17 protein-coding genes and 1 pseudogene are annotated in these 24,499 nt (G+C 66.5%); 4 read left to right on the top strand and 14 right to left on the bottom strand.

All coding sequences use genetic code 11. From position 1 onward, the window contains the following. The first annotated feature begins 271 nt into the window (after window positions 1–271). Genes ACFLEY_RS30765 through ACFLEY_RS30755 form a run of 3 tightly spaced genes read left to right on the top strand, consistent with a single transcriptional unit; the run spans window position 272 to window position 5,380 of the window. Complete coding sequence (locus tag ACFLEY_RS30765; RefSeq protein WP_038965709.1) at window positions 272–952, top strand: response regulator transcription factor; 681 nt, start codon at window positions 272–274, stop codon at window positions 950–952. Next, window positions 936–2,396, top strand: a complete 1,461-nt coding sequence (locus ACFLEY_RS30760) for an ATP-binding protein (RefSeq protein ID WP_011085916.1) — start codon at window positions 936–938, stop codon at window positions 2,394–2,396. The genes ACFLEY_RS30765 and ACFLEY_RS30760 overlap by 17 nt, the downstream gene beginning before the upstream one ends. Next, a complete protein-coding gene (locus ACFLEY_RS30755; RefSeq protein ID WP_011085917.1) occupies window positions 2,393–5,380 on the top strand; it encodes a bifunctional [glutamine synthetase] adenylyltransferase/[glutamine synthetase]-adenylyl-L-tyrosine phosphorylase in 2,988 nt (995 codons plus the stop codon). Before ACFLEY_RS30760 ends, ACFLEY_RS30755 begins: the two co-directional genes overlap by 4 nt. Here the strand turns inward: ACFLEY_RS30755 and ACFLEY_RS30750 are convergent. Genes ACFLEY_RS30750 through ACFLEY_RS30730 form a run of 5 tightly spaced genes read right to left on the bottom strand, consistent with a single transcriptional unit; the run spans window position 5,337 to window position 11,318 of the window. Continuing rightward, window positions 5,337–5,570: a formate dehydrogenase subunit delta gene (locus ACFLEY_RS30750; RefSeq protein WP_060911217.1), complete on the bottom strand. Its 234-nt coding sequence runs from the start codon at window positions 5,568–5,570 to the stop codon at window positions 5,337–5,339. The genes ACFLEY_RS30755 and ACFLEY_RS30750 overlap by 44 nt on opposite strands. After that, window positions 5,560–6,387 carry a formate dehydrogenase accessory sulfurtransferase FdhD gene (gene fdhD / locus ACFLEY_RS30745; protein ID WP_060911218.1) on the bottom strand — a complete coding sequence of 276 codons (828 nt, stop codon included), beginning with the start codon at window positions 6,385–6,387 and terminating at the stop codon, window positions 5,560–5,562. Before fdhD ends, ACFLEY_RS30750 begins: the two co-directional genes overlap by 11 nt. Before the next feature lie 4 nt (window positions 6,388–6,391). Further along, window positions 6,392–9,265, bottom strand: a complete 2,874-nt coding sequence (gene fdhF / locus ACFLEY_RS30740) for a formate dehydrogenase subunit alpha (protein WP_060911219.1) — start codon at window positions 9,263–9,265, stop codon at window positions 6,392–6,394. An 11-nt stretch (window positions 9,266–9,276) separates the two neighbouring features. After that, complete coding sequence (locus ACFLEY_RS30735) at window positions 9,277–10,833, bottom strand: NADH-quinone oxidoreductase subunit NuoF (RefSeq protein ID WP_060911220.1); 1,557 nt, start codon at window positions 10,831–10,833, stop codon at window positions 9,277–9,279. After that, entirely contained in the window at window positions 10,830–11,318 is a 489-nt protein-coding gene (locus ACFLEY_RS30730; protein ID WP_028172230.1) for a formate dehydrogenase subunit gamma, read from the bottom strand. The genes ACFLEY_RS30735 and ACFLEY_RS30730 overlap by 4 nt, the downstream gene beginning before the upstream one ends. A gap of 224 nt (window positions 11,319–11,542) precedes the next feature. On the opposite strand from ACFLEY_RS30730, the gene ACFLEY_RS30725 reads away from it, so the two are divergent. Next, a complete protein-coding gene (locus ACFLEY_RS30725) occupies window positions 11,543–12,436 on the top strand; it encodes a LysR family transcriptional regulator (protein WP_011085923.1) in 894 nt (297 codons plus the stop codon). Between the two features lie 2 nt (window positions 12,437–12,438). On the opposite strand, the gene ACFLEY_RS30720 is transcribed toward ACFLEY_RS30725, so the two are convergent. The 9 genes and pseudogenes from ACFLEY_RS30720 to ACFLEY_RS30680 form a co-directional block, all read right to left on the bottom strand. Further along, a complete protein-coding gene (locus tag ACFLEY_RS30720) occupies window positions 12,439–14,769 on the bottom strand; it encodes a PAS domain-containing sensor histidine kinase (RefSeq protein WP_060911221.1) in 2,331 nt (776 codons plus the stop codon). 227 nt (window positions 14,770–14,996) lie between these two features. Beyond that, window positions 14,997–16,370: a cation-efflux pump gene (locus ACFLEY_RS30715; RefSeq protein ID WP_028172229.1), complete on the bottom strand. Its 1,374-nt coding sequence runs from the start codon at window positions 16,368–16,370 to the stop codon at window positions 14,997–14,999. A gap of 132 nt (window positions 16,371–16,502) precedes the next feature. Continuing rightward, the gene (locus tag ACFLEY_RS30710) at window positions 16,503–17,471 is read right to left on the bottom strand and encodes a zinc-binding dehydrogenase (RefSeq protein ID WP_060911222.1); all 969 of its coding nucleotides are present in this window, start codon (window positions 17,469–17,471) and stop codon (window positions 16,503–16,505) included. Between the two features lie 238 nt (window positions 17,472–17,709). After that, entirely contained in the window at window positions 17,710–18,705 is a 996-nt protein-coding gene (locus tag ACFLEY_RS30705; protein WP_060911223.1) for a nitronate monooxygenase family protein, read from the bottom strand. A gap of 1,076 nt (window positions 18,706–19,781) precedes the next feature. Next, complete coding sequence (locus ACFLEY_RS30700) at window positions 19,782–20,429, bottom strand: hypothetical protein (protein ID WP_028172226.1); 648 nt, start codon at window positions 20,427–20,429, stop codon at window positions 19,782–19,784. A gap of 58 nt (window positions 20,430–20,487) precedes the next feature. Beyond that, complete coding sequence (locus ACFLEY_RS30695) at window positions 20,488–20,691, bottom strand: hypothetical protein (protein WP_018647766.1); 204 nt, start codon at window positions 20,689–20,691, stop codon at window positions 20,488–20,490. Window positions 20,692–20,869: 178 nt separating this feature from the next. Continuing rightward, entirely contained in the window at window positions 20,870–22,276 is a 1,407-nt protein-coding gene (locus ACFLEY_RS30690) for a hypothetical protein (protein ID WP_060911224.1), read from the bottom strand. A gap of 371 nt (window positions 22,277–22,647) precedes the next feature. Beyond that, a pseudogene (locus ACFLEY_RS30685) lies at window positions 22,648–23,434 on the bottom strand (fumarylacetoacetate hydrolase family protein). After that, entirely contained in the window at window positions 23,434–24,453 is a 1,020-nt protein-coding gene (locus ACFLEY_RS30680; RefSeq protein WP_060911225.1) for a 2-dehydropantoate 2-reductase, read from the bottom strand. Before ACFLEY_RS30680 ends, ACFLEY_RS30685 begins: the two are co-directional and overlap by 1 nt. Between the last annotated feature and the right edge of the window lie 46 nt (window positions 24,454–24,499).

The raw sequence follows: 24,499 nt of genomic DNA, 5'->3' as shown, positions 1-24,499 counted from the left end.
GCGTCAGGAGGCTACGCAATGAAGGGTGTCGCCGGCATCAGTCGCCCCAGCCGCCGGCGCCCTTCGGGGGAGCAGCGTAACATTCGCTTCCCCAATCTACCTTCCGGTGGAATTACGCCCCCCTCCGTCGGAAGGCCTAGGGCGGTGAGGTCCCCCCAGCTTCACCGCCCGCCTTTTTCTCGACCCGAGGCTCTCCCACTCGGCTTGCATGCGATTGCCGCTCGCGCCATGTTTAGAGAAGGTGACCTCCTTGACCGCCGCCGAACGCACGATGCGCCTCCTCATCATTGAAGACGACCGCGAATCCGCCGACTACCTCGTGAAGGCGTTTCGCGAAGTCGGACACATTGCCGACCACGCCCCCGACGGCGAGGAAGGCCTCGCCATGGCCGAGAACGGGGATTACGACGTGCTGGTGGTCGACCGCATGCTGCCTAAGCGCGACGGCCTGTCGTTGATCGGCGCGCTGCGCGACAAGGGCAACACCGCGCCGGTGCTGATTCTCTCCGCGCTCGGGCAGGTCGACGACCGCATCAAGGGCCTGCGCGCCGGCGGCGACGACTATCTGCCCAAGCCATATTCGTTCGCCGAGCTCCTGGCGCGGGTCGAGGTGCTGTCGCGCCGCCGCGGCGGCCCGGCCGAGGACACGCTCTATCGTGTCGGCGATCTCGAGCTCGACCGGCTCTCCCATCGCGTTGCCCGCGGCAAGGATGAACTGACGCTTCAGCCGCGCGAATTCCGCCTGCTCGAATACCTCATGAAGCACGCCGGCCAGGTGGTGACGCGCACCATGCTGTTGGAGAACGTCTGGGACTATCATTTCGATCCGCAGACCAACGTGATCGACGTGCACATTTCGCGGCTGCGCTCCAAGATCGACAAGGGTTTTGAGCGGCCGCTGCTGCACACGATCCGCGGCGCCGGGTATATGATCCGTGACGGCATTCGGTAAACTGATCCGCACCACGGCATTCCGGCTGACGCTGGTCTACCTGTTTCTGTTCGCGATTTTCGCAGCCTCGCTGCTCGCCTATTTCGCCTGGAATACGCGGCGGCTCATCACCGAGGAAATCACGCAGACGGTGAATGCCGAGACCTCGGAGATCAACGAGATCTACGGCCGCCGCGGCCTCGTCGGCCTCGTGCGCGCGATCGAGTATCGGGCGCTGCGACCGGGCGCCAATCTCTACCTCGTGACGACGCCGACGGGGCAGGCGGTGGCCGGCAATGTCGGCTCGCTGGCGCCGGGCGTGATGGCAACGCGCGGCTGGACCGAGACGGCCTATCGGCGGATCGAGGACGCCGACGAGCGCGATCACCGCGCGCTCGTGCGCGTCACCGAGCTCGAAAACGGCTTCCGGCTGCTGATCGGCCGCGACCTCGCCGAGCGGCGTCGTCTGTTCGGCATCGTCGCCAAGGCCGCGCAATGGTCAGTCCTGATCGTGGTCGTGCTCGGGCTCGGCGGCGGCGTCTTCGTCGCGCGCAGAGTGCTCAGGCGCATCGACGCGATGAGCGGCACGGCGCACCGCATCATGACCGGCGATCTCAGCGAGCGCCTGCCGGTGGGGCGCAGCGGCGACGAGCTCGACCGCCTCGCCGAAAACCTCAATGCCATGCTGGAGCGCATCGAGGCGCTGATGGCGGGGCTGAAGGAGGTTTCCGACAATATCGCCCACGATCTCAAGACGCCGCTGACACGCTTGCGCAACCGCGCCGAGGAAGCGTTGGCGAAATCCGGCTGCGAGGCCGACTACCGCGCCGCGCTGGAGCGGACCATCGAGGAATCCGACGGGCTGATCCGCACCTTCAACGCGCTGCTGATGATCGCGCGCGCCGAGTCCGGCCAGGCGCGCGGCAACATGGACGATTTCGATGCCGCCGATGTCGCGGGCGGCATCCACGAGCTCTACGAGCCGCTGGCTGAAGACGACGGCATGACCCTGAAGGTCAAGGCCGATCCGACGCCGGTTCACGGCAACCGCGAGCTGATCAGCCAGGCGCTCGCCAATCTGGTCGAGAATGCCATCAAATACGGCAAGCCGGTGACGCAGGCCGGCGGAACCGTGGTCAGCATGGACTCTGGGCAGATCATGATCGAGGCGAAGCGCGAGGGCGACCAGGTGCTGCTGAGCGTCACCGATCGCGGCCCCGGTATTCCGGAAGCCGACCGCAAACATGCTGTCGAACGATTCGTCCGGCTTGAAGCTAGCCGCACGCTGCCGGGCTCCGGCCTCGGCCTCAGCCTTGCCTCCGCAGTTGCGACGCTCCATGGCGGAGAATTGCGGCTGGGCGATGCCCATCCCGGCCTCGTCGCCACGCTGGTGCTGCCGGCGCGCGCGGGCGCGGGCGACAGGGTTGCTCCTCCAATACCGGATGTGCCACAGAAGGTGGCATGAACCACTCCGCGCCGGGAAACGCGGACAAGCATGGTGAGAGCCTGGCCGCACGCTTCGCGGAGGCTCCCCATATTGCCGCTTCCACAACCGACGAACGACGTTTTGAAAGCTGGCTGGCCGAGCTCGAGCCGGCACAATCGGCTCGTCTCGAAGCGCTGCTGGTTCAGCCCTTCGGCCGGAATATCCTCGTCGGCATCGCGGAATTCTCGCCCTATCTGTTCGATCTGGTGCGCGCCGATCCGCTGCGCCTGATCCGGCTGCTCGAATGCGATCCGGATACTCATCTCGCCGCACTGATCGCGGAGGCGAGGGGCGCGGTGCTCGCGGCACCTGACGAGGCCGAGGTGATGCGGCTGCTTCGCCGCATGAAGGCGGAGGCGGCGCTCCTGACCGCGTTGTGCGACATCGGCGGGGTCTGGCCGGTGATGCGGGTGACGTCGGCGCTGACCGATGTCGCGGTCTCCTCCGTGCAGGCGGCGCTCCAGTACCTGCTGCGGCAGGAAGCCGCACGAGGAAAGCTTTTCCCGCCTAATCCCGAGGCACCGGAAGAGGGCTGCGGCCTGATCGTGCTCGCGATGGGCAAGATGGGGGCGGGCGAGCTGAACTATTCCAGCGACATCGACCTCATCGTGTTCTTCGACCCTGACGCCACGACGCTGGCGCCGGATATCGAGCCGCAGCCGTTTTTCGTCCGCGTGACGCAAGGCATGGCGCGCATTCTCCAGCAGCGTACCTATGACGGCTATGTCTTCCGCGTCGATCTGCGCCTGCGCCCCGATCCGTCCTCGACGCAGGTGGCGATCTCACGGGACGCCGCGCTGCATTACTACGAGCGGGAAGGGCGCACCTGGGAACGCGCCGCGATGATCAAGGCGCGCGCCTGTGCCGGCGATGCCAGGGCAGGCGAGGCGCTGCTCGCCGAGATCGCCCCCTTCGTCTGGCGCAAGCATCTCGACTTCGCCGCGCTTGCCGACGTCCACGACATGAAGCGGCAGATGCAGACCTATCGCGGCCAGAGTGAGGTCGCGGTCGAAGGCCACAACGTCAAGGTCGGCCGCGGCGGCATCCGCGAGATCGAATTTTTTGCGCAGACCCAGCAGTTGATCGCCGGCGGCCGCCATCCGGAATTGCGGGTGCGGCCGACGCTCGCCGCGCTCGATGTGCTCGCCAGCAGCAACTGGATCACCCTTGCGGCGCGTGACGAACTCGCCAGGGCGTACGAATTCCTGCGCCGGGTCGAGCATCGCCTCCAGATGGTCGCCGACGAGCAGACCCATGCGCTGCCCGACGACAGGGAAGCGGTCGAGCGCTTTGCCCGGTTCTTCGGCTATCCGGATCGCGAGGCCTTTGCGCGCGACCTGCTGCGGCAGCTCGAGATCGTGCAGGGGCACTACGAGAAGCTGTTCGAGGGCGATGACCCGACCGGCACGGCAAAGCTGCCGGCGCTCGACTACAGTGCAGGTCCCGACGATCCGCGCCTATTCCAGCACCTGACGACGCTCGGCTTCAAGAAGCCTGCCGCCGTGGCGCAGACCGTGCGCGACTGGATCACGGGCGACTATCGCGTGTTCCGCAACGAGGCGACGCGAAGCGCCTTCATCGAATTCGTGCCGGCCCTGATCGACGGCCTCGCCCTCGCCGAGGAGCCGGACCGCGCCGTCGTGGCGTTCGATCAATTCCTTGGGGCGCTCCAGCGTGGCGGCCGGCTGATCACGCTGCTTGGCCAGAACCGCGATCTCGTCGCGCTCGTGGCGCTGGTGCTGGGCGCGGCGCCGCGGCTCGGCGAGATGCTGGCGCGGCAGCCGCAGCTCATGGATGGGTTGATCGATCCGCGCTTCTTCGGCGCGATGCCGGACAGGCGGGAATTGTCGGGGCGGCTCGCCGCCACCGTGCAGGATGCCGCCTCATATGAGGAATTCCTCGATCGCCTGCGCCTGTTCGGGCAGGAGAGCCTGTTCCTGATCGGCACGCGCATCCTCTCCGGCACGGTCTCGGCGCAGCAGGCGAGCACGGCCTTTGCCGACGTCGCCGAAGGCGTCGTCCACACAGTGCATGACCTCGTTGCCGATCGCTTTGCTGCCCAGCACGGCCGGATCAAGGGGCAGGAGACGGCGATCATCGCGATGGGCCGGCTCGGCAGCCGCGAAATGACCGCGTCGTCCGATCTCGACCTGATCCTGCTGTACGATTTCGACAGCGAGAATCCGGACTCGGACGGGCCGAAATCGCTTCAGGGCGCGCATTATTTCGCGCGCTTCACCCAGCGCCTGATCAGCGCCTTCACGACGCGCACCAATTACGGCGTGCTCTATGAGATCGACATGCGGCTGCGCCCGTCGGGGCGGGCCGGCCCGGTGGCCTCGAGCCTTGCCTCCTTCGCGGATTATCAGGCCAACGAGGCCTGGACCTGGGAGCACATGGCACTGACGCGAGCCCGCGTGGTGTCGGCATCGGCTGAATTCGGCGAGCGGATCGCGGGCGTCATCCGCGATGTCCTGACCCGCCGCCGCGATCCTGCCACCATCGCCAACGACGTCGCCGACATGCGGCGCGCGATCGCGCAGGAGAAGGGCGAGACCGACTATTGGGATCTCAAATATGCCGCCGGCGGCATGATCGACATCGATTTCATCGCGCAATATCTCCAGCTCGTGCATGCCCATCACAAGCCCGATATTCTCGACGTCAGCACGCTTCAGGTGCTGGACAATGCGGCGAGGCTCGGCGTGCTGCCACAGTCGGAGGCCGAGATCCTGCGTGCCGCAGCGCGGCTCTATCACGACCTGACGCAGATCCTGCGGCTCTGCGTCAGCGACCGCTTCAAGCCGGAAACCGCCGGCACCGATCTCCAACGCGTGATGGCGCGTGCCGGCGATGCGCCGGATTTCTCGTCGCTGGAGGCGCGTGTGAAGGAGACGCAGAGCGAGGTGCGGCGCGTGTTCAGGGCGTTGCTGGAAGGGACGTCGCCGGCTTCAGCGAGGTGAGGGCCTCGCGGACATTGGGCTCCAGGCCCGTGCCGCCGGCGTCGAGATGGGCGAAGATCGCGCGCTTCATCCGGGGATCCCAGAACTTCTTGATATGCTCGGCGATTCCCGGCACGGCCTTGTCGTGGCCCTGGCTCTGGAAGAACCTGCCGATCTGGTTGGCCATGTAGATCAGGCGGTCAGGCGACATCGGCAACCTCCGTAGCATGGCAGGCGACGATGCGGCCGCCATGCGTGAACACTTCGAACCCGTCTTGCCGGGCAATGGCGATCAGCGTGATGCCGGCGGCTTCCGCGGTGCGGACCGCGAGCGCGGTCGGCGCGGAGACCGCGACCATCAGCGGGGCGCCGATCGCGGCGGTTTTCTGCACCATCTCGACCGAGACGCGGCTCGTCAGCAGCACCATGCCGCCGCGCGCATCCGTCCGGCTGCGCGCCAGCGCACCGGCAAGCTTGTCAAGCGCGTTGTGGCGGCCGACATCCTCGCGCAGCGCGACGATGTTGCCGGCAGGAGACCAGAACGCGGCGGCGTGAACGGCGCGGGTCTGCATGTTGATCGATTGCAGCGGCGCGATGGCCTGCATCGCCGTCATGATCTGCTCGGGCGTGAAGGTCTGCCCCGGCGGCACGACGGCCGCAGGCCGCACGGCTTCGGCAATGGACTCGATGCCGCAGATGCCGCAGCCGGTCGGGCCGGCGATATGACGCCGCCGTTCGCTGATGCGCGCGGCTTGGTCCGGCGCAAGCCACATGCGCAGCTCGATGCCGTCGTCGAGGCGGACTATTTCGAGCGACCGGATGTCGTCGACCGATCTGACGATGCCTTCGCTGAGGCTGAAGCCGACTGCGAAGTCCTCGAGGTTTTGCGGCGTCCCCATCATGACGGCATAGGTGCCGCCATTGTAGGTCAGCGCCAGCGGCGTCTCCTCGGGGATCAGCCGCGTGCCCTCGGACGCAACGCTGTGGCGCCAGATCTCGCGGTCGATGGCCTGGACCGGCACGTGCATGCGCTTACTCCGCAGCCTCGGCGGGCGCGATGCGGCGGGAGTGCCGCGCCTGCGCGTCATAGGACTTCTGCCAGTCGGACGGGCCGTTCGACGGCGAGATCTGCACCGCCGTGACCTTGTATTCGGGACAGTTGGTCGCCCAGTCCGAATAGTCCGTCGTGATGACGTTGGCCTGTGTGTCCGGGTGGTGGAAGGTGGTGTAGACGACGCCCGGCGCGACGCGATCGGTGATCTCCGCGCGCAGCGTGGTCTCGCCGGCGCGGCTCGTCAACCGCACCCAGTCGCCGTCGCGCACCCCGCGCTGCTCGGCGTCGTGTGGGTGGATCTCCAGCCGGTCCTCGGCATGCCAGACCACGTTCTCGGTCCGCCTTGTCTGCGCGCCGACATTGTACTGGCTGAGGATGCGCCCCGTGGTGAGCAGCAGCGGGAAACGTGGGCCGGTCCGCTCGTCGGTCGCGACATTTTCGGTGACGATGAACTTGCCCTTGCCGCGGACGAAGCCGTCGATATGCATCACCGGCGTGCCCTCGGGCGCCTTCTCGTTGCACGGCCACTGCACCGAGCCGAGCTCGTCGAGCTTGGCATAGGAGACGCCGGTGAAGGTCGGCGTCAGCGCCGCGATCTCGTCCATGATCTCGGACGGGTGGCTGTAGTTCATCTCGAAGCCCATGGCCTTGGCAAGGCCGATGGTGACTTCCCAGTCGGCCATGCCGTTCTTCGGCGTCATCACCTTGCGCACGCGCTGGATGCGGCGTTCAGCGTTGGTAAAGGTGCCGTCCTTCTCGAGGAAGCTCGAGCCGGGCAGGAAGACGTGGGCGTAGTTCGCGGTCTCGTTCAGGAACAGGTCGTGGACGATCACGCATTCCATCGCCGACAGCGCCGCCACCACATGCGAGGTGTTGGGGTCGGACTGGAGGATGTCCTCGCCCTGCACATAGATGCCCATGAAAGTGCCCTCGATCGCGGCATCGAACATGTTGGGAATACGCAGGCCCGGCTCCGGATTGAGCTTGACGTTCCAGAGCGCCTCGAACTGGTCGCGCACGGCATCGCCCGAGATGTGGCGGTAGCCGGGCAGCTCGTGCGGGAACGAGCCCATGTCGCAGGAGCCCTGCACGTTGTTCTGGCCGCGCAACGGGTTCACGCCGACGCCGGGACGGCCGATATTGCCGGTCGCCATCGCGAGGTTGGCGATCGCGATCACCGTGGTCGAACCCTGGCTGTGCTCGGTGACGCCGAGACCGTAATAGATCGCGCCGTTGCCGCCGGTGGCGTAGATGCGGGCCGCTTCGCGCAGCGCCTTGGGGTCCACGCCGGTGAGGATCGCCGTTGCTTCCGGGCTGTTGTTCGGCTGGGCGACGAAGGCGGCCCATTCCTCGAACTCGGTCCAGTCGCAGCGCTCGCGCACGAAGGCTTCGTTGACGAGGCCCTCGGTGACGATGACATGCGCCAGCGCGGTGACGACCGCGACGTTGGTGCCGGGCATCAGCGGCAGATGCAGCGCCTTCACATGCGGCGATTCCACCATCTCGGTGCGGCGCGGATCGATCACGATCAGCTTGGCACCCTGGCGCAGGCGCTTCTTCAGGCGCGAGGCGAAGACGGGGTGTGCGGAGGCCGGATTGGCGCCGATGACGACGGCGACGTCGGTGTTCTCCACGGAGTCGAAGTCCTGGGTGCCGGCCGACGTGCCGAAGGTCTGCGACAGGCCATAGCCGGTCGGCGAGTGGCAGACGCGGGCGCAGGTATCGACATTGTTGTTGCCGAAACCGGCCCGGATCAGCTTCTGCACCAGATAGGTCTCTTCGTTGGTGCAGCGGGACGAGGTGATGCCGCCGATGGCGTCGCGGCCGTACTTGTTCTGGATGCCGCGCATCCTGGCGGCGGCGAAGGAGAACGCCTCATCCCAGGACACTTCGCGCCAGGGATCCTCGATCCGTTCGCGGATCATCGGCTTGAGGATGCGTTCCTTGTGGTTGGTGTAGCCCCAGGCGAAGCGTCCCTTGACGCAGGAATGGCCGCGATTGGCCTTGCCGTCCTTGTACGGCACCATGCGCACGACTTCCTCGCCGCGCATCTCCGCCTTGAAGGCGCAGCCGACGCCGCAATAGGCGCAGGTTGTGACGACCGAATGCTCGGGCTGGCCGATCTCGATGACGGATTTTTCGGTCAGCGTCGCGGTCGGGCAGGCCTGCACGCAGGCGCCGCAGGAGACGCATTCGGAGCCGAGGAAGCTCTCGCTCATGCCGGGCGAGACGCGGCTGTCGAAGCCGCGGCCCGAGATCGTCAGCGCGAAGGTGCCTTGCACCTCCTCGCAGGCGCGGACGCAGCGCGAGCAGACGATGCACTTGGAGGGATCGTAGGCGAAGTAGGGGTTGGACTCGTCCTTCGGCATCCAGGCGGCGTTGACCTCGCCGTTGGATTTCGCGAAGACGTGGTTCTCGCCCTCGTAGCCGTAGCGCACGTCGCGCAGGCCCACGGCGCCGGCCATGTCCTGCAACTCGCAATCGCCGTTGGCGCCGCAGGTGAGGCAGTCGAGCGGGTGATCGGAGATGTAGAGCTCCATCACGCCCTTGCGCAGCTTCTTCAGCCGGTCGGTCTGGGTGTGCACGACGAGGCCCGGCATCACGGGCGTAGTGCAGGATGCCGGCGTGCCGGCGCGGCCCTCGATCTCGACGAGGCAGAGGCGGCAGGAGCCGAATGCATCGACCATGTCGGTCGCGCAGAGTTTCGGGATCTGGTGGCCGGCTTCCATCGCTGCGCGCATGATCGAGGTGCCCTCGGGCACCGAGATCTCCTTGCCGTCGATGGTCAGCGTCACCATCGTTTCCGATTTGGCGCGCGGCGTGCCGAAGTCGATTTCTTCGATCAGAGACATTGTCGTTCTCCCTATTCCGCGGCCTGAAGCGTGGTCGGCGCCGGGACGAAGTCCTCCCGGAAGTGCTTCAATGCGCTGAGCACAGGATAGGGCGTGAAGCCGCCGAGCGCGCAGAGCGAGCCGAATTTCATGGTGTTGCAGAGGTCTTCGACCAGCGCGAGGTTTTCGCTGACGCGTTCGCCGTTGATGATCTTCTCGATGGTCTCGACGCCGCGGGTCGAGCCGATCCGGCAGGGCGTGCACTTGCCGCAGGATTCGACGGCGCAGAATTCCATCGCGAAGCGCGCCTGCCTGCGCATGTCGACGCTGTCGTCGAACACGACGATGCCGCCATGGCCGATCAGCCCGTCACGCGCAGCGAAGGCCTCGTAGTCGAACGGCGTGTCGAACAGCGCGCGGGGGAAGTAAGCGCCAAGGGGCCCGCCGACCTGCACCGCACGGACCGGGCGGCCCGTGAACGTGCCGCCGCCGATGTCGTCGACAAGCTCGCCCAGCGTCACGCCGAACGCGGTCTCGTACAGGCCGCCATGGCGGATATTGCCGGCGAGCTGGATCGGCATCGTGCCGCGCGAGCGGCCCATGCCGAAATCGGCATAGGCCTTGGCGCCTTCGGCGAGGATGAAGGGGATCGCCGCGAACGACAGCACGTTGTTGATCACGGTCGGCTTGCCGAACAGGCCGTGATGGGCCGGCAGGGGCGGCTTGGCGCGCACGATGCCGCGGCGGCCTTCGAGGCTCTCCAGCAGCGACGTTTCCTCGCCGCAGACATAGGCTCCGGCGCCGACGCGGACTTCGAGGTCGAAGCTGTAGGTCGAGCCGCCGATCTTGTCGCCGAGATAACCGCCGCGCTTCGCAGCCTGGATCGCGGCCTTCATCGCCTCGACCGCGTGCGGATATTCGCTGCGGATGTAGATGTAGCCCTTGGTCGCGCCGACGGTGATGCCGGCGGTGGTCATGCCCTCGATCACCAGGAAGGGATCGCCTTCCATGATCATGCGGTCGGCGAAGGTACCGCTGTCGCCCTCATCGGCGTTGCAGACGATGAACTTGCGGTCGGCCTTGGCCTGGGCAACCGTCTTCCACTTGATGCCGGTCGGAAAGCCCGCGCCGCCGCGGCCGCGCAGGCCCGATGCCGTGACCTCGGTGAGGATGGCCTCCGAGCCGAGCGACAGCGCGCGCTCCAGGCCCTTGTAGCCACCGTGGGCGCGGTAGTCCTCGAGCGAGCGCGGATCGATCACGCCGCAGCGGGCGAAGGTGAGGCGGGTCTGGCGCTTCAGCCAGGGAATCTCGTCGGTCGCCCCTAACCGCAGCAGATGCGGCGTATTGCTGGCGAGCGCGTCGAGCAGGGAGGGCACATCGGCCTCGGTGACCGGACCGAACGCGATCCGGCCCTGCGGCGTCGCGACCTCGACCAGCGGCTCCAGCCAGTACATGCCGCGCGAGCCGGTCCTGATGATCTCGACGGCGACGCCGCGCTTGGCCGCAGCCTGTTCCAGCGCCAGCGCAACCTCGTCGGCGCCGACGGCCAACGCACCCGCGTCGCGTGAGACGAAGAGACGCATGCTCATCGCTGTGCCTCCGCAACCAGCGCATCGAGACGCTTCTCGTCGAGCCGGCCGACGAGGCGGCCGTCGAGCATCGCGGACGGTGCGGTCGCGCAGAGTCCGAGGCAGTAGATCGGCTCCAGCGTGACGCGATCATCGGCCGTCGTGTTGCCAAGCGACACGCCGAGCCTGGCCTCGGCACGCGCGGCCAGCGCATCGCCGCCCGCAGCCTGGCAGGCCTCGGCGCGGCAAAGCTTCAGCACGTGGCGGCCGGCCGGCTTGTGCCTGAAATCATGATAGAACGTGAATACGCCATGCACCTCGGCGCGCGACAGATTGAGCGCTTGCGCCACCATGGGAATGGCGGCCTCCGGCACGTAGCCGAACGCCTCCTGGAGCGCATGCAGGATGACCAGCGTCGCGCCCTCCTGCCTTGCATGTTCGGCGATGATCTCGGCGCCGCGCGTCTCGTCCCAAGGCTCGTAACAAGGCTCGTAAGTCGCTGTCATTCTTTGTTCTCAACCTGAGCGTTCCTGCCTCGCAAACTATTTGGAATCATTCGAAGATCAATAAAGCTGTCTCATGCTGCGATTGCGAATTCAGATCGATTGGCGGATGCAATCGATCGATACGGAAGTGCAATTAATCGCATTTCGCCTGCCGGTTTTTCCGTGTTGGCAAGGACCTGCCGTGCTAGCTTGCATGCCACGACAGAATTCGAGGGGACGTCCGGTTGATCGACAAGCTTGAACTGCTGCTGGCGCTGGCGAAGGAACGGCATTTCGGACGCGCGGCGGAAGCCTGCGGGGTCACCCAGCCGACGATGTCGACCGGGCTCAAGCAGCTCGAGGAGATCCTCGGCGTGATGCTGGTCCAGCGCGGGTCCCGCTTCCAGGGCTTTACGCCCGAGGGCGAGCGGGCGCTGGACTGGGCGCGGCGGATCGTTGGCGATGCCCGCGCGATGCGCCAGGAGATCAACTCGCTGAAGGACAAGCTCTCCGGTGAGATCCGCATCGCGGCGATCCCGACCGTGCTCGGCATGGTTGCCGCGCTGACGACGCCGTTCCGCGCCAGGCATCCCGAGGTGCGCTTCCGCATCCAGTCCACAACGTCATCGGAGGTGCTCGGGCTGCTCGAAAATCTCGAGGTGGACGCGGGGCTGACCTATATCGAGAACGAGCCGATCGGCAAGGTGCGCACCATTCCGCTCTACAACGAGAGCTATCGCCTCCTCACCGCGCCTGATGCGATGTTCGGTGATCGCGAGACGGTGACCTGGACCGAGGTCGGGCAGGTGCCGCTGTGCTTGCTCACGCCCGACATGCAGAACCGCCGCATCATCGACCGCGCGCTGCGCTCGGTCGGCGCGGAGGCGACGCCGACGCTGACCTCGAACTCGCTGCTCGTGCTGTTCACGCACGTGAAGACGGGACGCTGGGCGAGCGTGATGCCGGCCAAGCTCGCCGAGACGCTTGGCCTGTCCGATACTGTGCGTTCGATCCCGATCGTCGACCCCGAGGTCAATTACAGCATCGGCATGGTGATCCCGCAGCGCGATCCGATGACGCCGCTGATCGCGGCGCTGGTCAATGTCGCGCGCGAGGTCGCGCCGACGCTGCAATTGTAGCTTCAGGCCGCGGCCGATATCCCGGACGCCGCCTTGACGGCGTCGCGCGGCAGCGTCACGCGGACGACGGTGCCGACATCGATCTTCGAGCGCAGCCGCATCGAGCCGCCGTGGAGTTGCGCCAGCGAGCGGGCGATGGCGAGGCCCAGCCCCGAGCCGTGATAGGTCTTCGTGAGCTGGCTCTCGACCTGCTCGAACGGGCGTCCGAGCCGCGCCAGGGAGTGCGGGGCGATCCCGATGCCGGTGTCGGCGATCATCAGCACGATCCTGTCGTCGAGCTGCCGGCTGCGCACGACGATGCGTCCGCCGTCGGGCGTGAACTTCACCGCGTTCGAGAGCAGGTTGACGATGATCTGCTTGGTGGCGCGGCGGTCGGCGACGACGGAGATCGATTTCTCGATATCGGCATCGAGCGTCAGGTGCTTGTCCTGCGCGCGGCCGGAGACGACGCGCAGGGATTCCGCGAGCGTCCGCGCGAGGTCGAGCTCCTCCATGTCGAGCTTCATGCGGCCGGCCTCGATTTTGGACATGTCGAGGATGTCGTTGATGACTTCGAGAAGGTAGTGGCCGCTGGTCAGGATGTCCTGGCAATATTCCTGGTACTTCTCGCTGCCGAGCTCGCCGAACAGGCCCGAGCCCATGATCTCGGAGAAGCCGATGATGGCGTTGAGCGGCGTGCGCAGCTCGTGGCTCATATTGGCGAGGAATTTCGACTTGGTCTGGTTGGCTTCCTCGGCGCGGGTCTTCTCGCGCTGATACTTCTCGGCGAGGTCGGCGAGCTCGTTGGTCTGGCGTTCGAGCGCGGCCTGCGAGCGCTTCAGGTCGATGACGGTGGCGCGCAGGCGCAGATCGTTGTCGACCAGCTTCTGCTCGTGCTCCTTGATGCGGGTGATGTCGGTGCCGACCGAGACGTAGCCGCCGTCCTTGGTGCGGCGCTCGCTGATGTGCAGCCAGCTGCCGTCGTCGAGCTGCGCCTCGAAGGTGCGCGCGCCCGGGCCTTGGGCAGCCGTCTCGTTGTGGCGGGTGCGCACCTCCGGCATGCGGCCGACCTCGAGCACGGTTTCGTAGGAGGTGCCGGGAATGACGGCGCTGTCGGGCAGCTTGTGCAGGCGCTGGAAGTGCGAGTTGCAGAGCACGAGGCGGTCGCTCGCGTCCCACAGCACGAAGGCCTCCGGAATGGTCTCGATGGCGTCGCGCAGGCGCAAATCGGCTTCCACCGTGCGCTCGGCGAGGCTCTTCTGCTCGGTGATGTCGACGGCGATTCCGATCAGGTGAACGCTGGAGTCGGTCGCACCGCTCGTCTTTTCGCAGCGGACACGGAGCCAGATCCAGTGACCGTCGACATGCTGCATGCGGAAGGTCTGGTCGATGTGGTCGATCTTCTCGGAGATGAGCTGGTCGGCGATCTCGAACAGGTCGATGTCGTCGGACTTCACCAGCGCGTTGACCTCGCCGAAGGTCAGGAGCTCGTTGCGGCCGTCGAGGCCCAGCATCGAGAACATCGACTGCGACCAGAAGATCCGGCCGCGCGACAGGTCCCAGTCCCAGAGGCCGCAGCGGCCGCGGTTGAGCGCGGTGTCGATGCGGCCGCGCACCGCGTCGTTGATGAGATCGCCCTCGCGGGCGCGGGTCGACTGCCAGTGGAAGGCGAAACCGAGGATCAGGACGACGAAGCCGGTGGTGGCCGACAGCGTCACCGAGAGCGCGGCGTCCGAGCCCCAGATCGGCTCGTTGCGCTCCTGGATCACGGTGACGAAGCCGGGCAGCGACTTGATCTGCCGCGAGATCGCCATCGCGGCGTTGCCGTTCGGCAGCGTCATGTCGGAGATGTTGCCGTCGCGCGGCGGCGCCGCGAGCAACTGCGCCGTGGTGATGGAATCGAGCAGGCGGTCGTTGCCTGAGGGATCGCTGTCGACGGGAATGCGGGCGAGGATGCGGCGGTCGACGCCGGCCGAGGTGACGATGACATGGCGGCCCGTGGCCGTGCCCCAGGACGGGATCAGGTCGGGCAGCAGCGTCGGCATGTTCTCGATGTTCTTCAGCCGTTCCTGCCGCGAGGTGGTGAGGCGGTCGATGCGCTCGGCGAGCAAATCGGCGAGTGCCGAGATGTCATGGCGGATCACCAGCCGCTTCTGGCGCGTCTGGTCGACGACCTGCACGAACGCGCCGAGGCAGATCGTGATCAGGAACGCGATGATGAGCGTCGGCACGGCGCGACGCAGCGCCGGCTCCGCGATCAGCAGCCGGTGATAGGCAGGTTTCGCGATCGATTGCGCCAATCCTTTGATCGAATCGGATTGGACGCACGCGTTCGCGGCGTCTGCACGCGACATGCCTTCGGCCCCCTGGAAAACTTGCTTGCAACTTGAGTTCGGAAGCAGCCCCACATCGCTTCCGAATCACACCGATTTGAATCCAGTTTTGTCGGGCTGTCGAGAGTCAACGAATCGTTAACGCGAATTTATTCTTATCCAATGAGCAGTTTGCGCGTCGCGTGCCCGCAAACTCACGTGCGTGACGAGTCCGAAACGAGAACGTGTGACTCCTCGCACATTCTGCGTCACGTGCGCGGCGGCTCGGCGTGGCTGATCACGCGCTTCACGCTCGGGAACGCGCGGCGCAACGCGCGCTCGATCGCGTCGACATGCTCGTGCACCTTGATCACGCTCATCGACGGCGTGGCGCGGCAATGAAAGTTGACGATCTCGCCGGCATCGGTGTTGCGGACGCGCACATTGTGGATGTCGTGGATCTCGCCCTCGCCGGCGAATTCGGCCAACGCGGCGGCGATGGTCTGCACCCGTTCCGGCGTGGCATCGACGCCGAACGGCAGTTCCGGTTCCAGAGGCTCGATATGGACGTCGACCTCGACGTCGGCGCCGAACTCCTCCTGGATGTTCCGCTCCAGCGTGTTGGCGACGTCGTGGGCGGCGTCGAGCCGCATGCCGGCGTCGACCTCGAGGTCGATGCTGACGATCAGCTTGGCGCCGAGGTCGTGCACCGTGACGTGGTGGACGGCGAGGCTCGAATTGCGGGCGATCACCATGATGCGGTCGCGTACGGTCTCGTTGTCGCGGGCGACGGGGACCGGGGTGAAGGTGAGGTCGGCATCGCCGAATGCCTTGTCGACGGCGGCCTGCACCTTGCGCTTGATCTCCTCGACGCGGTCGATTGGATAGGTCCGCGGCACCTTTGCGATGGTGTCGATGAAGGTGGTCGCGCCGACCATGCGCACCCGCAGCCGCTCGACGCCGATCACGCCGGGGACGCTGCGGATCGCGGCCGTGGCCTTCTCCTGCGCGCCCTCCGGCGCGCGGTCGACCAGCGTCTGCACGGTCGAGCCGGCCATGCGCAGGCCGAGCGCTGCGATCATCACCGCGACCGCCGCGGCAGCCGCCGCGTCGCCCCACCAGAAGCCGAGAGCGGCGAGGATCAGGCCCACGATCACGGCGAAGGAGCCCATGACGTCGGAGGCGAAGTGCAGCGCGTCGGCGGCGAGCGCCTGGCTGCGCGTCTCCCGCGCGGCGCGGTGCAGGGCGCGGGCGCGCCACAGGTTGACGACGATGTCGATCACCAGCACCACGAACGGTATGGCCGAAATGGTCGGCGGCGGGGTTCCCTCGCGCAGCCGGCTGTAGGCCTCGACCAGGATGCCGCCGGCGAGCACGTAGAGCAGGGCGGTGACGCCGAGCGCGGAGATGCTCTCCAGCTTGCCGTGGCCGTAGTGATGCTCGTCGTCGGCCGGCTTGTCGGACACCCGCACCACCGCCCAGGTGATGATGGTTGCGACCAGGTCGACCGAGGAGTGCAGGGCTTCCGAGATCAGCGCGAGCGAGCCGATCGCCACGCCGACCACGAACTTCGCCGCCGCCATGCCGCCGCTGGCGAAGATCGAGATGGCCGCGACCGAGGTCTTGTTGTGCTGGGAGGTCATGGCGGGGGATTTAGCAGCCCGGCGCGGGACATCAAGCGATGATCCACAGGAGTAGTCGCTAGTGAGTTGCAGGAGCGGTCACGATGTCATTCCGGGTTCGGCTCTTCGAGCCGCCCGGAATGACGGCCACCCTCACACCGTCACGACAATCTTCCCCAGATGCTTGTTCGCTTCCATGTGCTCGAACGCCTTGTCGATGTCGGCGAATGCAAACACCCTGTCGATCGGCAGTTGCAGCTTCCGCGATTCCACCGCACCCCAGATGTCCTTGCGGACCTCCTCGAAGATCTCGCGGACTTCCTCGATGGTGCGGGTGCGGAAGGTGACGCCGACATAGTCGATCCGGCGCGCGGCGTGCAGGTCGAAGTTGAAATCGGCATGGGTGCCGCCGAGCCGGCCGACATTGACGATACGGCCCTTGATCCTGGTGGCGGCGAGGTTCTGGTTGGCGACCTTGCCGGAGACCTGGTCGACGATGAGATCGACGCCATCGCCGTTCGTCGCCTTCAGCACCTCCTCGACCCATTTGGGATCGGACGAGTCGACGGCGAGGTCGGCGCCGTACTCCGTCAGCCGGCCGCGCCGATAGGCGTCGGTCGACGAGCCGATCACCAGCTTGGCGCCCTTGAGCTTGGCGATCTGCATCGCCATCAGGCCGACGCCGGAGCTGGCGCCCTGGATCAGCACGCTCTGGCCCGCCTGCACGCCGCCGACGGTGACGACCGCGTTGTGCATGGTCGCGAGCGCGACGGGAAGGGTGGCGGCCTCCTCGAAATTCATGTTCGAGGGCGCGCGGAACAGCCGGCCGTGATCGGCCAGCGTGTACTCGGCAAACGCCGCGCCGCCCGAGCCCATGATGCGGTCTCCGACCTTCACGCCCCTGGCATCCGGTCCGAGCTCGGCGACCTCGCCGGCCCATTCCATGCCGAGTACGGTGCCGACCCCGCCGGCCGCGCCATGGGCGTGGCCCTTGCGCATGCCGGTGTCGGCACGGTTCAAGCCGCAGGCACGGACGCGGACGAGCACCTGTGTGCCCTTAGGTTTTGGTTGAGCGACGTCGGAAATCCTAGCGCCCTCAGGGCCGTAGACGTAAGCCTTCATGCATTACCTCGGAGCTCAATTGAGTTTGTAGGTGAAGAGCGGTGCCGTTCTTCGCCTCTCCCCGCTTGCGGGGAGAGGCCGACGCGCGGAACGCGCGGTGGGTGAGGGGGAGTCTCCGCGAGTCCAATTGTCACCGTCAGCGCGGAGACTCCCCCTCACCCCAACCCTCTCCCCGCAAGCGGGGCGAGGGAGCATACCTTCGGCGTGGCGGGCGTCGTGTTCAAATCACTTCAGCGAATTATTCCGCCGCTTCGCGTTGCGGCTGAACGATCATTCCCTCCAGCCGGCTTCTGATGATGGCTTGCGCTTCGGACACGATGCGGGAGACGAGCTCGGCGCAGCTCGGGATGTCGTGGATCAAGCCCTGGACCTGGCCGGCCGACCAGATGCCTTCGTCGGAGTTGCCGGTGGCATAGACCATCTTGCCGCGGGCGCCGACGACGAGCTCGCGGATGTCCTCGAACTTGGCGCCTTCCTTCTCCATGGCGACGACCTTGGTCGAGACCGCGTTCCTGGCGACGCGGGAGGTGTTGCGCATGGTGCGGAAGATCAGCTCGGTCTCGCGCTCGTCATTGGCGACGATCTTCTCCTTGATGGACTGGTGGATCGGGCTCTCCTTGGTGGCCATGAAGCGGGTGCCCATGTTGATGCCCTCGGCGCCGAGCGCCAGCGCCGCGACGAGGCCGCGCGCGTCGGCGAAGCCGCCGGAGGCGATCATCGGGATCTTGACCTTGTTGGCGGCGGCCGGGATCAGGATCAGGCCGGGCGTGTCGTCCTCGCCGGGATGGCCGGCGCATTCGAACCCGTCGATCGAGATGGCGTCGACGCCCATGCGCTCGGCCGAGAGCGCGTGGCGGACGCTGGTGCATTTGTGCACGACCTTGACGCCGTGCTTCCTGAACTCGTCGACATGCTCCTGCGGCTTGTTGCCGGCGGTCTCGACCACCGTGATGCCGCTCTCGATGATGGCGGCGCGGTATTCGGCGTAGGGTGGCGGCTTGATCGCGGGCAGGATGGTGAGGTTGACGCCGAACGGCTTGTCGGTGAGGTCGCGGCAGCGCGCGATCTCCTTGGTCAGATCCTCGGGCGTGGGCTGGGTCAGCGCCGTGATGAAGCCGAGCGCGCCGGCATTCGCAACGGCGGCGACCAGCTCGGCGCGCCCGACCCATTGCATGCCGCCCTGGACGATCGGGTGCTCGACGCCGACGAGCCTGGTGAACCGTGTCTGCAACATGATGCGTTTCCCCCGCCTGCGCGGCAGGCCCTGTTATCGATTGATGGCGGCAGGATGCCGCCCAGGTCGGCAAAAGTCTATTGCGCCGGCGTGCGGTGAGGGCGGGGCGATCATGCGGGAGGCGGGGGGATTCCGTGGGACGGATAATTGGGGGGCTGCAGTATTCGTCCCGTCATGACCGTCATAAAATTAAGCTCGCGGCCGCAACTCGCTCCCATACCGCAAGGCACACCTTCGCCTTCTCGCGGCATGGTCCGCCCGAGCTCTGCTTCATCGCATTGCCCTCATCGGAACAAGGGCGCAGGGAAGGCCGGGCGCGGCTGGCACCCGCAAGTCCGTGCGCTACAAAAGATGCACACGGGGTGGACCACAGGTCTCGCCGGACGCCCGGCCTTCCCTGCGCGATGGGTTACGGCTTACTTCGTGCTCTCCCCGGGGAGCGATGCACTATTGCCCCCATCGCCTTGCGGATGGCTGATGCACGCGGTCCGGTCGGGCCGCGCATATCACCACAAGACTTGACGCACAGACCCCGGGCGTCAGGACCACACGACTTCGCCGTCCGCGCACGTCCTCGCTGGGACTTCGAGAGCTGGCGTGTGCTCGCGCCCGAAGCCATGCGAAGACGCTGCCGGCGCCGTGTCGTTCGTGCGAGCGCTCCTTGCTCACTGTTTCCCGCCCTGCAATGCTGCCCGCGCCCGACGCCGTCGCGTCCATCGCTGCCCGGCCCGCGGTTCGTGACGATCGCGATCCGCCCCTTGTCTCGGGCCAGGGTGTTTCGTGTGTACGATAAATCCGAATTTCGGTAAAGTGGAATATATCTGCGGCGGCGGATTGACAGGCGAGGCGGGAGATTTGTGCGGGGTGTCTTGCCCGACGGGCGAGGTGCCGCTCCACCCTACGCTGTCATGCCCCGGCTTGACCGGGGCATCCAGTACGCCGCGGCGTCTTCGTGTTACCGCGCCGCCTCTGGAATACTGGATTGCCCGCCTTCGCGGGCAATGACAGCGAGGGGGTGATAACGGGACCCGAATGTTCGCGAGATGTCGTCGCCCGCAAGGGCTTTGAGGCTTCGGCTACTCCGCCGACAGCCGCACCATCTGGCGGCCGCCGTTCATTTCCTTGAGGCTGTTGACGAAGTTCTCCGGGCGCTGCCAGCGATAGGGGACCTTCAAGCCCATGAACTCGGCGATGTCGCCGATAAAGCCGGTGCAGTTGGTGGTCTCGGCGTTCCAGACCGGCGAGCTCGACTGCAATTTCTTGATGTAGGCGAACACGCGCTTGGCGTCGGCTTCGTTCAGATAGACGCGATAGCTCGCGGTCAGATATTCCGGATCGAGATCGCCGTAGCTCGCGCCGGTCTCTGACGGCACCCAGGTGAGGTGACCGAGCACGTAAGCAAGGGTGTCGCCGGCGGGCGTCAGGCCCGCGACCTCGACGGCGCGCTCGCTGGTCTTGCCGTACCAGACGAAGGCGTGGCCCCAGCTCGCCGCCGTCCGGGCGCGGAAGTCGACGTAGTAGGGGCCTTTCTCCGCACGCGCGACGGGCCGCCGCGACTGCGGCGCCGGTCGCGATGCGGTGTCGGTCGTCGCAAGCGCATTGGCGTCGGCCATGCGCTTGTTCGCTTCGTGGGCCGAGGCCGAGGGCGTCGTGCACGCGATCATCGCCGCGAGCGCGAACCCCGCAAGGATGCAGGATCCCGATCGATCAGGTTTGTTCGTCACGCTGTGCCCCGTCGACTGTCGGCCGCTTACGCAGATGCTGCGCGTATGTCGCCGTGCGTCAGTAGCGCGCCGCGACCGGGCCGGGCGCCTTGCCGATCGGGGCCTTGCCAACCGGGCTCTTGCCAATCGGCATCTTGCCGATCGGCGCCTGCTCCGCCGGATAGACAGGCACGGGCTGCCGGCGCGGCAAATCGGCAGCGTTCGCAGCCGTCACCAGAGCAAGCGTCGCACCCAGAACAAATACAATCTTCTTCACAGTCATACCCCTGAAGGTTTGGTCCAAACACGGCAGTGCCGTGCCCCCAGACACGCCTCACAGAAGGGCGGCCGAATGCGTCCAAGTTGCGGCGCGCGCGGGACATGTTGGCGGCATATGTCGGGCGCGCGGAGATGTGATGTGTCTGGATGTTTCGGCAGCGTCCACGGCCGCGAGCGTTTCCTCACCCGATCCGGTTCAGGCTGTTCCTGATCGTCGAGAAGATGCCGCCGATGTCCTTGCGCAAGGCATCGAGCGCATTGAAATTGTCGAAAATGCGGGCGAGGCGGTCTTCGACGTCGCGCTTGCTTTTCGCCAGCGCGTCGACGCGCGAGGCGAGGGGCACGCCGCCGTTCGCCTCGATCTCGCCGACGGTTTTGGCGAGCAGGTCGCGGGTGGTGCCGACTTCCGCGATCAGCGCCTCGATGCCGAACACCGGGGCCTTCAGCGGGACGAGGTCGGCCTGAGACTTCGACAAGTCCGTCTTGAAGGCGTTCAGCGTCGCCAGCGTCTCCTGCAACGCGCCGAGGCGCTGGCGCGACTGGATGACGAAATCGTTCAGCGCGTTCTGGCGGTCGACGAGGGTCGTGCCGTCGGGATCGGTCTCGATCTCCGCAAGCGAGCGTTCGAGCTGGGCCTGGCGCTGGCCGAGCTCCTCGAAGTCGAGGCGGATCGTCTTGAGGATGTTGAAGCTGTCGTCGATGCGGGCGAGGCGCTGCTCGATCTCGATCCTGTTCTTCGACAGCGTCTCGACGCGGGTGCCGAGCGGCGCTTCGCCGCCGGTCTCGAGCTCGTCGATGCTCTTGGCGAGGCGGTCGTGGCTGAGGCCGAGCTCGCTGATCAGCGCGTTGATACCGGCGTCCGTCGATCGCAGCGGCATGAGCTCGGCGTGGGATTTCGCCAGATCTTTCTTGTACTGGTTCAGGGTCGCAAACGTGTCCTGGACCGTGTTCACCCGCGCGAGCAGCGCCGAGATGTCGTGCGCGATGTCCTTGAGCCGGTCGGCGAGGTTGTTCTTGCGGTCGTCGGTCTCGAGGTCGTGGAGCGACCGTTCGAGCTGATTTTGGCGGTCGCGGATCTCGGTGAAAATCGGCTCGACCGCGCGGCGCTGCTCGGCGACCTTGCCGACCATCTCGCGCAGGCCTTGCTGGCGGCGGCGGATCTCGGCGAGCTGGTCGTGCATGTCGGTGGATTCGTTGCGGCCCTGCTGGAGCAGGGCGCGCTGCTCGGTCTCGCCAAGCTTGTCGTGGAGGGCGGAGACGGCCTCCCTCGGGTCGCTCTCGATCAGGTGCTGGACGGTGGCGTCGAGGTGGTTTTGCAGGGCGTGCGCGACGACGACGTCTTCGCGGGTCTTCTTCAGGCGGTCGCGCAGCTTGCCCAGTCGCCGATCCTGGCGCGAGAGCCGAAAGGCGGTTGCGCCGATCAGCGCCAGCGCCACGGCCAGCAGCGCGCCGGTCGCGATGCGCTGCGGCATGGGAAGGCCCGCAAACAAGGCGGGCAGGTGGGTGACGTCGTAACCGGACGCCTGCTGGGCGAAGATCGCGATGGCAGCGAGCAGGACGAACCAGGCAACCAGGAAAAACAGCCACATCGTGACTTCCTCACGCCGGCACACATTTTTGCCATGATTGCTATTGGAGAGCGGAACCGAGATCAAGGGGCGCGCGGCTTGCCGGACGTGTCAGCGAGCGCGATCCACAGCGATCGGCGTCGGCCGATTGGTGGAGGGCGGCGCGGAAGGTTGCCGGATTTTCCCGAGGTGGGGCGCTGGCCAGTCCTCAGTCGTCATTCCGGGGCGGCGCGTAGCGCCGAGCCCGGAATCCATAGCCACAGGCAGCAGTTGTGGAGCGAGATCGACGTGGCGCGTAATCCCTCACCCAAATTGCATTCGTGGTTATGGATTCTCAGATGCGCAATTGCGCATCATAGCTCGCGCTACGCGCGCCCCGGAATGACGGAGGGCTACAACCGAAACTCGTTGGTCAATTCGCCGATCCCGTCGATCGCGACGGTGACCGTATTCACCGGCTCCTTCATCACGCCGACGCCGACCGAGGTGCCGACCGCGATCAAGGTCGCCGGGGAGCAGGGTCATGTCGTGGGAGATCCTGCTCACCAGCTCCTGCGCGCCAAAGATCATGTCCGAGATCGGGTAGTTCTGCCGCTCCGCGCCGTTGAGGATGGTGCGGACCACGAGCTTGGCCGGATCGAGGCCGGTCGCGATGGTGGGGCCGAACGGGCCGTAATCGTCGATGCCCTTGGCGCGGGCCCATTGCGGGAAGGTGGGATCGCTGGTCAGGATGTCGTTGGCGGTGATGTCGTTGACGCAGGTATAGCCGAAGATGAAGCTGTCGGCCTCACCAGGCGAGACGCGGGCGCAGGTCCTGCCGATGACGATGCCGAGTTCGCCCTCATAGGTGGTCTTGCCGTCGTAATAAGAGGGACGGCGGATCACCGCGCCGGGGGCCGCGATGCTGGTCGTGGCCTTCAGCAGGTAGAGCGGCTCCGGCGGCTCGGGCTGGTTCAGCTTGGCCGCGAGCGCGTGAAAGTTGTTCCAGAGCGCGACGATCTTGCTGGGTGCGCAGGGTGCGAGCAGCTCGACCTCCGACAGCGCCAGCGTCCTGTCGGTAGCTGCATGGCGGCCGAACATCTCGCCCTCGTGCACGCTGATGCCGGATGAGGTCAGCGTGCCGAAACCGGTCGCGCCATTATTCCGGAAGCGCAGCCATTTCCTGATCTCGCCGGTCATCACGCCACCGCCAGCGCGCGGGGATCGGTGGGCGCGGAGACGCCGTCATAGAGACCGGCGATGCGGGCGCGCTGGGTCACCATCGCCAGCACCGAGTCCAGTGCGGGCGTGGAAATGCCGGTGAGGCGGCCCATCTCCTGCACGACGGTGACGAGCGGGTCGATCTCCATCGGGCGGCCGCGCTCGAGGTCCTGGAGCATCGAGGTCTTGTGCGCGCCGACCTTGCGGGCGCCCTCGATGCGGCGCTCGACATCGACGCGGAATTTGACGCCGAACGTCTCGGCGATGCCTTGCGTCTCCACCATGATCGCGCGCGACAGCGCGCGCGTGGCCGGATCGGTGCAGATCACGTCGAGCGTTGCGTGCGTGAGCGCGCTGATCGGGTTGAAGCAGACATTGCCCCAGAGCTTGAGCCAGATCTCGTCGCGGATGCGGTCGAGCACCGGGGCCTTCAGGCCGGCGGCGACGAAGAGATCGGCGAGGCGCTGCACGTCGGACGTGATTTCGCCGGAGGGCTCGCCGAGCGGGAAGTTGTTGCCGTAGACGTGGCGGATCACGCCGGGCGCCTCGATCTCGGTGGCGGGATAGACGATGCAGCCGATGGCGCGCTCGGCGCCGATCTCGCGCCATTGCCGGCCGCCGGGGTCGATGCTCTCCAGCGTCGAATTCTCGTATTTGCCGCCGTGCTTGTAGAAGTACCAATAGGGGATGCCGTTGACCGCGGTGACGATGCGGGTGTGCGGGCCCAAGAGCGGCTGCATCTTCTCGATCACGCCGGTGATCGAATGCGCCTTGAGCGTGATGATGATGTAGTCCTGCACGCCGAGCTCGGCGGGATCGTCGGTGCAGCGCGGATGCACGGTGTGCGTCTCGTCTCCCGCGAGAAGCGTCAGGCCGCGCTCGCGCATCGCGGCGAGATGCGCGCCGCGTGCGACCAGGCTGACGTCGGCGCCGGCGCGCGCCAGCTGAACCCCGAGATATCCGCCGATTGCGCCGGCGCCGTAGATGCAGATCTTCATGAAATCCTCGCGGGTGACCGGAATTTTGGGACGAAGGATCCGGTCC

Origin of the sequence: Bradyrhizobium sp. YCK136 (genome assembly GCF_044570075.1) — a bacterium.
Classification (GTDB): domain Bacteria; phylum Pseudomonadota; class Alphaproteobacteria; order Rhizobiales; family Xanthobacteraceae; genus Bradyrhizobium; species Bradyrhizobium diazoefficiens.
This window is presented reverse-complemented; position numbering and strand designations above follow the sequence as displayed.